A 12,963-nucleotide genomic window follows, 5' to 3' on the forward strand; every position below is an offset into this window, starting at 1 on the left:
CCTCAGTGTCGGCCACCGCTGCGCCAGATCGAGATCAGGACCCACACACCGCCCAGCACGGCCGCGCCGAAGCCGAGCCAGCCAAACGAGAGGCCGCCGGGCAGGGCGGCATCGTTATCGACCGTCAGGATGATGGCCGAGCCGATGATCAGTGCCGCGGTCACGATGCTCAGTGCCAGACGGCTGATTGCGCGGTCCAGCCGTTCACCGAACTGCTTGAGCGGAACGACCTCGACCTGAACCTTCAGCCGGCCGGTGCGCGATGCCCGCAGCAGTTGGCGCAGGTCCTGAGGAAGCCCGGCAATCAGGTCAAGGGCGCCGTTGAGCGTGCGCCAGCCGCGCCTGGCCAGCGCGAGCGGTGCCGCATGTGCGATCAGCACCTGCTCCAGAAATGGGCTGGCCTCGCCTGCCATGTCGAACTCGGGGTCGAGCTGGCGACCGAGCCCTTCGAGGGTGATGAAGGTCTTCACGAGCAGCGCGAGATCCGGGGGCAGGGCCAGTTCGTGATCGCGCAGGATGGTGATCAGGTCGCTGAGCATTGCGCTGAAATCGAGCGCTTTCAGCGGCACGCCATGGTACTGATCGACAAAGGCGTCGATCTCGTCCATCAGCGGTGCGCTGTCGCCCTCCATGCCGCCACTCCAGTCGATCAGGATGTCGGCCACGGCAGCGGCTTCGTGGCGAACGAGGCCGTGCAGCAGGCGCGCGACCTGGTAGCGACGCTCTTCGGTGAGCCTGCCAACCATGCCGAAGTCGATGAAGGCGATGCGGTTTCCCCGCAGGTAGAACAGATTGCCCGGGTGCGGGTCGGCGTGGAAGAAGCCGTCCTTCAGGATCATCTGCAGCACCGCATTGGCACCGCGGCAGGCGAGCAGCTTGCGGTCAAGCCCTGTGGCATCGACTGCGGCGAGGTTGCGCCCCGGAATGCCTTCGATGCAGTCCTGCACATTGACCTGTTCGCTGGTCCATTGCCAGTGGATGCGCGGCAGCACGATCTCCGGGCGGTCTGCGAAGCGGGCGGCGATGCGCTCGGCGCTGCGGCCCTCGGCGGAAAAATCCATCTCGCGGCGCAGCGAGCGGGTGAACTGGCGCACAACATCGCGCGGCCGGTAGCGTCGCAGGTCGGGGGCGTCGGCTTCGATAATCTCGGCGAGGCGGGCCAGCAGGCGCAGATCGGCTTCCACGACCGGGCGGATGCCCGGACGGCGCACCTTAAGCACCACCGGCGTACCGTCCGCGAGCAAGGCCCGATGCACCTGGGCCAGGGAGGCGGCGGCCAGTGGGGAGGTCTCGAGTCGCGGGAAGATGTTCTCGGGCGCCTCACCGAAGGCTTCGGTCAGTTGTGCATGGATGTCGGCATAGGGCAGGGCGGGGGCGGCGTCCTGCAGCTTGCTGAACTCGGTCGTCCACTCAGCCGAAAACAGGTCGACGCGGGTCGCGAGGATCTGGCCGAGCTTGACGAAGGTCGGGCCAAGATCCTCGAGCGCTCGACGCACCCTGGCGGGCGGTTCGAGCTGGGCGAGTTCATCCGGGGCGCGCCAGTGCAATACCTTGCCCGCGCGCTCGAGTGCGCCGGCCATGCCGATGCGACGCACCAGATCGCCGAAGCCGTAGCGAATCAGGACACTTGCAATGTCATGCAGGCGGCCAAGGTCGCGAACGGCGCTGACGGCGTCCGACCACATCAGTCGTTCTGGTCAGGCGGAGGGGGCGTGCTGCCCTTGTCCGTCGGCGGATGCAGGCGGTCGGCAATGCCGCGCAGCAGGCCGGCCGCCAGCCCGGCGAGAACAGCGGCTTCGTTGCGCACGATCCGCGCACCGTCTTCAACCTGTCCGCGCGCGGTGTCGGCCAGACTTTGGGTGAGTTCGGACAGGGCAGAGCGGATGCGCCCGCCCACCGCGGTGCCACTGCTGCGCGCATGGTCGTTCAGATCCTGCAAGGTCGCGCGCGCAATGCCGTTGGCACTCCGGGCCGCATTGCCCAGGGTTTCGATGAACAGTGATTCCAGCGCGGAGAGTTCGTCGCGCGTCTGTTTGAGGACCTCGTGGGAGAACGCTTCGCCGCGCTTTCCCGCTTCCTGCAGCGCAAGCTGGGTGGCTTCGGCGGCAGAAGCCAGCGCCTCGTCGAGCCCTTGCATGGCCTGCCGGAGCGCCTGCGCCTCTTCGCTGCCGCGGCTGGCTGCACCTTGCTGGGCGCCCTTTACCACTGCATCCATCACGGCGCGAATTGCATCGCGGTCCAGATGTCCATCGGCAAGGGCCTGAAGGGTGATGCCGCGCACCCGTTCGGAGATTTCGGCGGGCGTGCCCCCTGCCGCACTGCGGGCCTGCCGCTCGATTTCATCGGCGGCCGGTCTTGGGGCCTGCGCGTCTCCAGTCGAATGCGAAGCACTGCCAGTGTGGGAAGATTGCTTGCTCATGGTGACGACTCCTTTGCTGGGCGCCCGGCACCACGAAGCGGAAGGTTCCGCGCGCTGTCCGGCGCCTTGCTGCAAACCGCTGATAGCCTGCGGCAGAAAGCCGGAGGCCGTTCATGCGTCGACTCCATTGTACTGAGCATCGTGCCCGGCGGCACGGTCTGCACCTTTCGAATCAGTGCAGTACGCGCGGCATCGCCAGCATGAAGGGTGGGATCTCGGCTTCGAAACGATGTCCGTCGGTGGCTTCCATCTGGTAGCTGCCGTGCATCGTGCCTACGGCCGTTTCGAGCACCGATCCGCTCGAATAGCGAAACACTTCGCCTGGTTCGAGTAGCGGCTGTTCGCCGATCACGCCCTGACCGTGGACCTCCTGAACCTTGCCGGTGCCGTCGGTGATGATCCAGTGGCGGCTGACCAGCCGTGCTGCCACGGTGCCGGTGTTGCGAATGGTGATGTGATAGGCGAAGACAAAGTGGTCCTCGTCCGGATTGGACTGTGCCGGAATGAATTCGGCGACAGCTTCGACGGCGATACGATAGGCGTCTGAAGTGCTCACGCGCGTGATTCTCCTGGAATGATCATCGGCTAAGGTAGCGCAGGCGCCACGGGTCGCCGGTGGATGGTGTCGGCTTTCTTGTCCCGAAAGCGGGCCAAGACGGGAGTCAGAGCTGTAAAATAACATTTTGTCCGGAAAATCTGTCATGTCCGTTTCTGCCCTTACTGCCCTGTCCCCGCTCGATGGCCGTTATCACGGCAAGGTTGGGGGCTTGCGCGACCATTTTTCCGAACACGGCCTGATCCGCAATCGGGTAAGGGTGGAGGTGGAGTGGCTCAAGGCGCTGGCGGCCGATGCCGGTCTCGCCGAGATCGCGCCGTTCTCTGCCGCAACCGTGGCTGAACTCGATGCCGTCGTGGCGGGCTTCTCCCCCGACGACAGCGAGGCGGTGAAGGCCATCGAGGCCACCACCAATCACGACGTCAAGGCCATGGAGTACTGGCTCAAGAAGCGCCTCGGTCATAACGCCGAGGTGATGAAGGTGTCGGAGTTCATCCACTTTGCCTGCACCTCCGAAGACATCAACAACACCTCGCATGCGCTGATGCTCAAGGCCGGTCGCGACGAGGTGCTGCTGCCGGCGGTCGACAAGGTGATCGCCCGTTTCCGCGCGCTCGCGCATCAACTGGCAGATCTGCCGATGCTGTCGCGCACTCACGGCCAGCCGGCCAGCCCGACGACGCTGGGCAAGGAGATGGCCAACATCGCCGCGCGGCTGATGCGCGCGCGCGCGCAGATCGCTGCGGTGTCGCTGACCGCCAAGTTCAACGGTGCGGTGGGTAACTACAATGCTCACCTGTCCGCCTGGCCCGAGTTCGACTGGGAGGGCTTCAACCGCCGCTTCATCGAGTCGCTGGGTCTGGAGTTCAACCCCTACACCATCCAGATCGAGCCGCATGACGCGATGGCCGAGCTGTATGACGCCACCGGCCGCATGAACACCATCCTGATCGACGCCTGCCGCGACATCTGGATGTACATCTCGCTGGGTTATTTCAAGCAGCGTCTGAAGGACGGCGAAGTGGGTTCGTCAACCATGCCGCACAAGGTCAATCCGATCGATTTCGAGAACGCAGAGGGCAACCTCGGTATCGCCAATGCGGTGCTGCGTCACTTCTCGGAGAAGCTGCCGGTCTCGCGCATGCAGCGCGACCTGACCGACTCCACCGTGCTGCGCAACATGGGCGTGGGCTTCGGCCATACGGTGCTGGCAATCGACAGTGCGCTGCGCGGTCTGGGCAAGCTCGAAGCCGAACCGGCCCGCTTGGCGGCCGACCTCGACGACTGCTGGGAAGTGCTGGCCGAGCCGGTGCAGACCGTCATGCGCCGTTTTGCGATCGAGAACCCGTACGAACAGCTCAAGGCCATGACCCGCGGCAAGGGCATCACCCGCGAGGCGCTGCAGTCCTTCATCGCCACGCTGGCGATTCCGCAGAGCGAGCGTGACCGTCTGCTGGCGATGACGCCGGCGAGCTACATCGGCAAGGCCGCGGAACTGGCCCGCGCCATCTGAGCGTTGCCGAAGTGCCGGGGTCTTGAGCCCCGGTACGACAAGAATCATTCAACGCCACCTTCACGGTGGCGTTTTCCATCAAACAGGGAGCGTGAACATGGCCTTTGCCGACAACCTCAAGCAGTTGCCCAAGGTGTCCCACCTGGCAGCAATCAATCTGATCGACGCTGCGGACGCAGTCGTTGGAACGATCGAGAACAAACCCGGCCAAGGCGGCTCGCTGACGGTGTACAACCATCTGGCGCAGATCCACGGCGCAATCAGCCCGGAAGCCGCTGCGAAAGGCTTGGAACTGTATGCGGAGCATACCGAGGACGCGCGCCTGAACCCCGGCAAGCACCCGAACATTGACCGCCTGATCGGGCTGATCGAGCGCGGCGAGACGCTGCGGGTGAAGCAGGTTTTTGCCGTGTAATGCAGCGCAGCCCGGTACTGCCGGGCCGGTTGCATGAAAAAGGGCGCCAATTGGCGCCCTTGTCACGTGTGCTGCAGGAAGCGTCAGACGACGGCTTCTTCCTTTTCCTTCTTCGGCTTGATGAACTGCTCGCGCGAGACGCCGAGCCACATCACCAGCGGGCTGGCGACCAGCACCGAGGAGTAGATGCCGAACAGGATGCCGATGGTCAGCGCGAGGGCGAAGTAGTACAGGGTTTCGCCGCCGAATATCAGCATGGCCAGCACCATCATCTGGGTGCTGCCGTGGGTGATCACGGTACGCGAGATGGTGCTGGTGATAGCGTGGTTGAGCACGTCGGGCGTGCTCATGCTGCGCTTCTTCTTGAAGGTTTCACGCACACGGTCGAAGACCACGACGGATTCGTTCACCGAGTAGCCCAGCACCGCGAGCACCGCAGCCAGCACCGGCAGGGAGAACTCCCACTGGAAGAAGGCGAAGAACCCCAGAATGATGATCACGTCGTGCAGGTTGGCGATGATGGCCGACACCGCGAAGCGCCATTCGAAGCGGGCCGCGAGGTAGAGCATGATGCCGATGATCACCAGCAGCAGCGCCATGGCACCGTCGGTGGCGAGTTCCTTGCCGACCTGGGGGCCGACGAACTCGACACGGCGCAGTTCGCCTTTGGGGCCGTCGATGCTTGCCAGCGTGCTCATGACCCGTTCCGACACGCGGTTGGTGTCGAGGTCTTCGCGGTTTGGCATGCGAATCAGCACGTCGCGCGCACTGCCGAAGTTCTGTACCTGGGCATCCGGGTAGCCCTCGTTGCCCAGCGCCTGGCGGATGGGATCGAGCTGGGCCGCCTCGGTGTAGCTGACCTCGATCAGCGTACCGCCGGTGAACTCGACCGACAGATGCAGGCCGCGGGTGGCGAGAAAGAACACGGCCAGCACGAAGGTGATCAACGAGATGATGTTGAACACCAGCGCATGGCGCATGAAGGGGATGTCTTTCTTGATGCGGAAAAATTCCATGATTGCTTGTCCTTGTCTTCCGCTCAGTTATTGCCCGGCTTCCAGACCTGGCCGATTGCCAGCTTTTCCACCTTGCGCTGACGACCGTAGATCAGGTTGATCATCATCCGCGACACCAGCACCGCGCTGAACATCGAGGTCAGGATGCCCAGACAGTGCACCACGGCGAAGCCGCGCACCGCTCCGGAACCGAATACCAGCAGTGCGATACCGGCGATCAGGGTGGTGATGTTGGAGTCCAGAATGGTGTCGAAGGCGCGGTCGTAGCCGGCGGCAATGGCCGCCTGCGGGCTTGAGCCGTTGCGCAGTTCCTCGCGGATACGCTCGTTGATCAGCACGTTGGCGTCGATGGCCATACCCAGGGTGAGCGCCATGGCGGCGATACCGGGCAGGGTCAGCGTGGCCTGCAGCAGCGACAGCAAGGCCACCAGCAGCAAGAGGTTGGATGCCAGCGCAATCGTCGAAACCACGCCGAACAGTGCGTAGTACGCGCACATGAACACGGCAATCGCGAGGAAGCCCCACAGTGTCGAGTTGAAGCCCTTGGCGATGTTCTCTGCGCCGAGGCTGGGGCCGACGGTGCGCTCTTCGATGATTTCCATCGGTGCAGCCAGCGAGCCGGCCCGCAGCAGCAGGGCGACGTCGTTGGCTTCGGCCGTGGTCATGCGGCCGGAAATCTGCACCCGGCCGCCGCCAATCTCGCTGCGGATGACCGGTGCGGTTACCACTTCGCCCTTGCCCTTTTCGATCAGCAGGATGGCCATGCGCTTGCCGATGCTTTCGCGGGTGACATCGCGGAAGATACGGGCGCCGGCGGCATCCAGTGTCAGATGCACGGCCGCTTCGTTGGTCTGGCCGTCGAAGCCGGGCTGGGCGTCGGTGAGGCGGTCGCCGGTCAGTACCACCTGCTTTTTCACCAGCAGGGGCAAGCCGCCACGCTCGGTGTAGAGCTCGGTGCCGAAGGGTACCTTGCCGGCAATGGCGTCCTCTACCGCGCCAGGGGTGTCGTCGACCATGCGCACCTCGAGGGTGGCAGTACGGCCGAGGATGTCTTTGGCTTTGGCCACGTCCTGCACGCCGGGCAGCTGGACGACGATGCGTTCTGCGCCCTGCTGCTGGATCACCGGCTCGGCGACGCCCAGCTCGTTGATCCGGTTGTGCAGGGTGGTGATGTTCTGTTTGATCGCGAAGTCGCGCATGGTCTGCTGTGCCTGAGGCGTCAGCGTGGCCACCAGCTTGAGGTCATCGCTGCCGTCGTCGCGGTCGGACAGCTGCAGGTCGGTCGTGCTGCCCTGGATGGCGCTGCGGCCGGCGTCGCGCTGCGCGCTGTCGCGGAAGCGGATGTGGATCGTGTTGCCTTCGCGGGTGATGCCGGCATGGCGCACGTTCTTGTCGCGCATCAGGGTACGCAGGTCACCGGTGGTGGAGTCGAGGCGCTTGGTGAGTGCCCCGGGCATGTCTACCTGAAGCAGAAAGTGCACGCCGCCTCGCAGGTCGAGGCCCAGATACATCGGCAAGGCGTGGATCGAGGTCAGCCAGGCCGGCGAGGCCGACAACAGGTTGAGGGCGACAACGTAGGACGGATCCTGCGGATCGGGGTTGAAGGCGCGCTCGATGGCGTCCTTGGCCCGGATCTGGACGTCGGTGCTGGCAAAGCGGGCGCGAACGCCCGAGATATCCGAGAAAATTCCGTTGTGCTCGATGCCGGCGCTACGCAGCACCTCGGCAACGCGGTCGGTGACGGTGGCGGGATCAAGCTTGAGCGTGGCCTTTCCGCTCGACACCTGAACCGCGGGCACCTCACCGTAGAAGTTCGGCAATGTGTAGATCAGGCCCCATAGCAGGACGAGCCCGATGAGGATGTTCTTCCAGAGTGGATAGCGATTCATTGTGGAGGGCAGTGCGTTGAGGATGAGGCTGTCCGGAATCAGGGCCGGTCATGCGCCCGCCTTTCGGACAACGTAAAAGGCATCCCCTGCGCCTCGGCAGCGCGGGAGTGTCGGTACGGAGGCGGCAGAGCGCCGCCTCCGCTAAGGCAATGCTCAGAGTGCCTTCAGCGTGCCCTTGGGCAGCACCGTGGCAACGGCATTCTTCTGCACGGCGACAACGGTGTTGGGCGCGACCTCGACCTGCACGAAGCTGTCGTTCACTTCGGTGACGCGGCCTGCGATACCGCCGCCAGTGACGACTTCATCACCCTTGCCCAGCGCTTCAACCATGGCCTTGTGTTCCTTGGCCTTCTTCATCTGCGGCCGAATCATCAGGAACCACAGCACCACGAACATCAGGATCAGCGGCAGCATGCCCATCAGGCCACCGGTAGGATCGGCGCCTGCGGCCTGAGCGTATGCGTTGGAAATCAGCACGTTGTTACTCCAAAGTTGGCAAAAAGCGTTGAATTATAGCAGCGAAGCATGCGCTGCCTTGGTGAGGATCAGACGGTGCCTGTATTGCGATCGCGTTGGAAGCGCTCGACAAACGCAGCGAAGCCATCGACCGCAATGGCGTCACGGAGTTCGGCGGTGAGCGTCTGGTAATAGCGCAGATTGTGAATCGTGTTGAGCATGCTGCCCAGAATTTCCCCGGTGCGGTGCAGATGGTGAAGGTAAGCCCTGCTGAAGTTCCGGCAGGTATAGCAGTCGCAAGTGGGGTCGAGTGGCCGGGTATCAAGCTTGTGCGTGGCATTCTTGATCTTGATGTCGCCAAAACGGGTGAATAGCCAGCCATTGCGGGCGTTGCGGGTCGGCATCACGCAGTCGAACATGTCGATGCCGGCAGCGACGCCTTCCACGATGTCTTCCGGTGTGCCCACGCCCATCAGGTAGCGCGGCTTGCCGGATGGCAGGCGCGGCGCCGTATGGGCGAGGATGCGGCGCATGTCCTCTTTGGGCTCGCCCACCGACAGGCCGCCAATGGCAAAACCGTGGAAGCCGATTTCATCCAGTGCGGCCAGCGACTCGTCGCGCAGGTCTTCGTACATCCCGCCCTGGACGATGCCGAACAGTGCGTTGGTGTTCTCCAGACGGTCGAATTCGTCGCGCGAGCGCCGGGCCCAGCGCTGCGACATGCGCATCGATTTCGCGGCTTCGTCGCGGGTGGCGGGGTAGGGCGTGCACTCGTCGAAGATCATCACCACGTCCGAGTTCAGCGTGTGCTGGATCTGCATGGAGATCTCGGGCGTGAGGAAGAGCTTGGCACCGTCGATCGGGCTGGCGAACTTCACGCCTTCTTCGGTGATCTTGCGCAGGGCGCCGAGGCTGAAAACCTGGAAACCGCCTGAATCGGTAAGGATGGGCTTGTCCCAGCCCATGAAGCCATGCAGGCCGCCGTGCGCGGCAATGACGTCCAGCCCGGGGCGCAGCCACAGGTGGAAAGTGTTGCCGAGGCAGATCTGCGCGCCGATGTCCTTGAGCATGTCCGGCGTCATGGCCTTGACCGTGCCATAGGTGCCGACCGGCATGAATACCGGGGTTTCGACTACGCCGTGAGCCAGGGTCAGGCGGCCGCGGCGGGCACTGCCGCTGGTGGTGAGGAGTTCAAACTGCATTGTCGTTCCGGGTCAGAAGCATGGCATCGCCGTAGCTGAAGAAGCGATAGCCTTGAGCGATCGCGTGGCGATAAGCCTGCCGCATGGTGTCCATGCCGGCAAAGGCGGACACCAGCATCAGCAGGGTGGATTTGGGCAGGTGAAAGTTGGTGACGAGGGCGTCGACGACACGGAAGCGGAAGCCGGGCAGGATGAAAATCTCGGTCTCGCCGCTGCCTGCCGCGAGCGGGCCCTCCTGCGCAGCGGCTTCAAGCGCGCGCATGCTGGTGGTGCCGACTGCGATCACCCGCCCGCCGGCGGCGCGGGTGGCGGCGATCGCATCTACCGTTTCCTGCGGAATCACGTAGCGCTCGCAGTGCATGCGATGCTCCCCGAGGTCGTCCACCCTGACCGGCTGGAAAGTGCCCGCACCGACGTGCAATGTCAGCCAGGCGCAACTGGCGCCCCGCGCTGCGACGCGATCGAGCACGGACTGGTCGAAGTGCAGCCCCGCCGTGGGCGCGGCGACCGAACCGGGCGCACGTGCATACACCGTCTGATAGCGACTCTCGTCGGCATCGCCGGCTGCGCGCTGAATATACGGCGGCAGCGGAAGCTTGCCGTGGCGCTCGAGCAACTGGACCAGATCCTCATGTTCCGGGAAGCGCAGATGAAAGAACTCGCCGACTCGTCCGAGAACGGTGACGTCGAACGCATCTGCCAAGCGCAGTGTGGAGCCGGGTTTGGGCGACTTGGACGAGCGGATCTGCGCGAGCGCCTCGTGGGGGCCGATCGGGCGTTCGATCAGCACCTCGATCTGGCCGCCAGAGGCCTTTATTCCGTGCAGACGGGCGTGGAGCACGCGGGTGTCGTTGAACACCAGCAGATCGCCCGGGCGCACGTAATCCGGCAGGTCGGAGAACTGCCTGTCGTCCAGTGTTTCACCCACGATCAGCAGGCGGCTGGCACTGCGTTCGGCCAGCGGCGCCTGCGCAATCAGCTCGGGCGGGAGTTCATAATCGAAATCGTTGAGGGTCAGAGGCATCAATTCACCGTAACGGCTTGCCGCAATCGGTCTTGTTCAGTGATAATGCGTGCCCTTCCCTGCCGGGATGGCGGAATCGGTAGACGCAGCGGATTCAAAATCCGCCGCTGGTAACAGTGTGAGGGTTCGAGTCCCTCTCCCGGCACCAGGCAAGGCAGCACGCATCGAAAGCGGCGGATTCTAGCAGCTTTCGCAGGCGGGCTTGGCCTCTGCCACCTTTCCCCCCGCGTTGCCCCCTTCTCCAGCATGGTTCGCCCCGGTTGACACCGCATGCGGGCGCATGATCCTGTCGGGACGTGTCGAATGTTCACGACGTCGTGTCGGCGGAGTCCGATTGCATCGGCCCTGCATTGCTGATCGCACGGACTGCGGGATGCGTCAGCCGGCGCTCCACGGAAATCGCATAGAAGGATTCCCTGACGCTGTCGGCCGTGCCCAGGCGTTGTACGCCGTGCTGCCTGCATACCTCGTCGGAAATCAGGTCGGCCGAGGGAAAGATGCCGACACCGGCCTCCCCGAAAGCCTTCATCAGTGCGCTGTCGTCGAACTCTCCGACGATTCGCGGATGCACCTTGTGATCTTCGAGCCAGCGCAACAAGGGGCGCCGTACCGCGGCATCGGCGCCCGGCAGCAACATGGGCGCGCCATGCAGGCAGGCGGGGAAGGGGCCTTTGAGACTGGCCGAGAGGGCCGGCGTGGCAAAGAAGCTGACCGGCGACTCGCCCAGCTTGTGGCTGTAGCCGCGCACGTCCATATTTGGTGGCAGCGGGCTGTCGGCCAGCACCACGTCCAGCTTGTGGACGGCCAGTTCGCCAAGCAACTGGTCGAGCTTGTTTTCGCGGCACACGATGCGCATCGGTTCGGGCAGGGCGATCGAGGGGGCGAGCAGGACATAGGCAATTGCCTTGGGCACAACGTCGGAGACCCCGACACGGAAGGGCAGTGCGCGGCCGGCCGAGCGCGTGCTGAGGGCGTCTTCGAGTTCGGTGCCGAGGCGGAAGATTTCCTCTGCGTAGTCGAGCACCATGTCACCGGTTTCGGTCAGCACCAGGCGTCGCCCCTGGCGGCGAAACAGGTTGACGCCGAGTGTGGTCTCAAGGGCAGCAATCTGGCCTGACAGCGTCTGCGGTGCGAGGCCGGTGCGCTCGCTGGCCCTGACCACGCCGCCGGCACGTGCCACGCTCCAGAAATGGTGAAGCTGCTTGAAGTTGATCATGTGTATATTGTTCGATAAAACCAGATGAAAATTCAGTTGAACCCGGAGTTTATCGAACAGTCTGAGCCTTAGCATCCGAACTGTGTATTGCAGGGCGGTCATTGCACCAGACAAAGGAGACTCAGACATGCGAATCGATCTGCATTGTGACGGCGTTGAAGCGGCTCCCGGTTTGCAGGACTACGTGGCGCGGAGGATGCGCTTTGCTGTCGGCAAATTCAGGGATCACATCCAGTGGGCCCGGATCAAGGTGGCCGACGTGAATGGACCGCGGGGTGGCGCGGACAAGCGCTGTGTGGTCCAGTTGCGCTTGCGCAACCTGCCGGACGTGGTATTCGCGATCACCCAGCTCGATGTCAGGGCGGCGGTCGATGAGGCGGCGGACAGGGTTTCGCGCGTACTCGCCCAGCGCCTGCGACGTAACCGGCGCGTGGATCACACCCGCTGCGCCGCGCTGATCGAAGCGCCCGTTTGAGCACGCTTTTAGCGTTTATATTTCGAACAAATCAAAACTAGACTACGGCATTGCCGCTTGTTTCAAGGAGAATCACAGATGGAAAATCGCATTGCCTCGATGAACCGGTCGGAAGCCTCGGTGCTGTCGACCAACAAGGTCATCCGCAACACCTACATGCTGCTGTCGCTGACGCTGGCGTTTTCGGCGGTGACTGCAGGCGCCTCGATGGCGTTCGGGCTGCCGCATCCGGGCCTGATCCTGACGCTGGTCGGCTATTTCGGCCTGCTGTTCCTGACAACCAAGTTCCGTAACAGCAGTCTGGGCATTCTGTTCGTCTTCGCGCTGACCGGGTTCATGGGTTACACCCTTGGCCCGATCATCTCGCACTACCTGTCCATGCCCAACGGCAGTCAGGTCGTGATGCAGGCGATGGGGGGCACGGCGGCGATTTTCCTTGGCCTGTCGGGCTATGCGCTGACTACGCGCAAGGACTTCTCCTTCATGGGCGGCTTCCTGATGGTTGGCATCCTGGTTGCCTTCCTTGCGGGTCTGGGCGCGGTGTTCTTTGAAATGCCCGGCCTGTCGCTTGCCGTGTCGGCGATGTTCGTGATGCTGATGTCGGGCCTGATCCTGTACGAGACCAGCAACATCATCCATGGTGGCGAAACCAACTACGTGATGGCGACGGTCACGCTGTACGTGACGATCTACAACCTCTTCACCAGCCTTCTGCATCTGCTGGGTTTCATGAACAACGACTGACGCGCCTGCTGACTGCAAACCGGGGCGACTTCCGCAAA

13 protein-coding genes and 1 tRNA gene are annotated in these 12,963 nt (G+C 63.6%); 5 read left to right on the forward strand and 9 right to left on the reverse strand.

Annotated elements, in window-relative coordinates:
* Positions 1 to 2: 2 nt before the first annotated feature.
* The 3 genes from CEW87_RS10180 to apaG form a co-directional block, all read right to left on the reverse strand.
* Positions 3 to 1,685, reverse strand: a complete 1,683-nt coding sequence (locus tag CEW87_RS10180) for an ABC1 kinase family protein (protein ID WP_108972748.1) — start codon at positions 1,683 to 1,685, stop codon at positions 3 to 5.
* A complete protein-coding gene (locus CEW87_RS10185) occupies positions 1,685 to 2,419 on the reverse strand; it encodes a DUF6781 family protein (RefSeq protein WP_234421716.1) in 735 nt (244 codons plus the stop codon). The genes CEW87_RS10180 and CEW87_RS10185 overlap by 1 nt, the downstream gene beginning before the upstream one ends.
* A 172-nt stretch (positions 2,420 to 2,591) precedes the next feature.
* Positions 2,592 to 2,975 (reverse strand): Co2+/Mg2+ efflux protein ApaG, encoded by a 384-nt coding sequence (apaG, locus tag CEW87_RS10190; RefSeq protein WP_108972750.1) that lies wholly within the window; start codon positions 2,973 to 2,975, stop codon positions 2,592 to 2,594.
* Positions 2,976 to 3,120: 145 nt separating this feature from the next.
* Between apaG and purB the strand changes: the two genes are divergently transcribed.
* Together purB and CEW87_RS10200 are read left to right on the forward strand one after the other, a co-directional pair.
* Positions 3,121 to 4,488, forward strand: a complete 1,368-nt coding sequence (gene purB / locus CEW87_RS10195) for an adenylosuccinate lyase (protein ID WP_108972752.1) — start codon at positions 3,121 to 3,123, stop codon at positions 4,486 to 4,488.
* Between the two features lie 97 nt (positions 4,489 to 4,585).
* The gene (locus tag CEW87_RS10200) at positions 4,586 to 4,903 is read left to right on the forward strand and encodes a DUF2322 family protein (protein ID WP_108972754.1); all 318 of its coding nucleotides are present in this window, start codon (positions 4,586 to 4,588) and stop codon (positions 4,901 to 4,903) included.
* An 83-nt stretch (positions 4,904 to 4,986) separates the two neighbouring features.
* Here CEW87_RS10200 and secF read toward each other — a convergent pair whose 3' ends face one another.
* From secF to queA, 5 genes are all read right to left on the reverse strand, one after another.
* Positions 4,987 to 5,919 carry a protein translocase subunit SecF gene (gene secF, locus CEW87_RS10205; protein WP_108972756.1) on the reverse strand — a complete coding sequence of 311 codons (933 nt, stop codon included), beginning with the start codon at positions 5,917 to 5,919 and terminating at the stop codon, positions 4,987 to 4,989.
* 23 nt (positions 5,920 to 5,942) lie between these two features.
* Positions 5,943 to 7,808 carry a protein translocase subunit SecD gene (gene secD, locus CEW87_RS10210; protein ID WP_108972758.1) on the reverse strand — a complete coding sequence of 622 codons (1,866 nt, stop codon included), beginning with the start codon at positions 7,806 to 7,808 and terminating at the stop codon, positions 5,943 to 5,945.
* 153 nt (positions 7,809 to 7,961) lie between these two features.
* Complete coding sequence (yajC, locus tag CEW87_RS10215) at positions 7,962 to 8,285, reverse strand: preprotein translocase subunit YajC (RefSeq protein ID WP_108950677.1); 324 nt, start codon at positions 8,283 to 8,285, stop codon at positions 7,962 to 7,964.
* A gap of 68 nt (positions 8,286 to 8,353) precedes the next feature.
* Positions 8,354 to 9,466, reverse strand: coding sequence for a tRNA guanosine(34) transglycosylase Tgt (gene tgt / locus CEW87_RS10220; RefSeq protein WP_108972760.1), 1,113 nt, complete (start codon positions 9,464 to 9,466; stop codon positions 8,354 to 8,356).
* A complete protein-coding gene (gene queA / locus CEW87_RS10225; protein ID WP_108972762.1) occupies positions 9,456 to 10,490 on the reverse strand; it encodes a tRNA preQ1(34) S-adenosylmethionine ribosyltransferase-isomerase QueA in 1,035 nt (344 codons plus the stop codon). The genes tgt and queA overlap by 11 nt, the downstream gene beginning before the upstream one ends.
* 61 nt (positions 10,491 to 10,551) lie before the next feature.
* Between queA and CEW87_RS10230 the strand changes: the two genes are divergently transcribed.
* Positions 10,552 to 10,638 (forward strand) — tRNA-Leu (locus CEW87_RS10230).
* 159 nt (positions 10,639 to 10,797) lie between these two features.
* On the opposite strand, the gene nhaR is transcribed toward CEW87_RS10230, so the two are convergent.
* Positions 10,798 to 11,706 carry a transcriptional activator NhaR gene (gene nhaR, locus CEW87_RS10235; protein ID WP_108972764.1) on the reverse strand — a complete coding sequence of 303 codons (909 nt, stop codon included), beginning with the start codon at positions 11,704 to 11,706 and terminating at the stop codon, positions 10,798 to 10,800.
* Positions 11,707 to 11,833: 127 nt separating this feature from the next.
* On the opposite strand from nhaR, the gene CEW87_RS10240 reads away from it, so the two are divergent.
* Positions 11,834 to 12,181 carry an HPF/RaiA family ribosome-associated protein gene (locus tag CEW87_RS10240; protein ID WP_108972766.1) on the forward strand — a complete coding sequence of 116 codons (348 nt, stop codon included), beginning with the start codon at positions 11,834 to 11,836 and terminating at the stop codon, positions 12,179 to 12,181.
* Positions 12,182 to 12,259: 78 nt separating this feature from the next.
* Positions 12,260 to 12,925, forward strand: a complete 666-nt coding sequence (locus CEW87_RS10245) for a Bax inhibitor-1/YccA family protein (RefSeq protein ID WP_108972768.1) — start codon at positions 12,260 to 12,262, stop codon at positions 12,923 to 12,925.
* Positions 12,926 to 12,963: the final 38 nt, after the last annotated feature.

Origin of the sequence: Parazoarcus communis (genome assembly GCF_003111665.1) — a bacterium.
GTDB classification, from domain to species: Bacteria; Pseudomonadota; Gammaproteobacteria; order Burkholderiales; family Rhodocyclaceae; genus Parazoarcus; species Parazoarcus communis_B.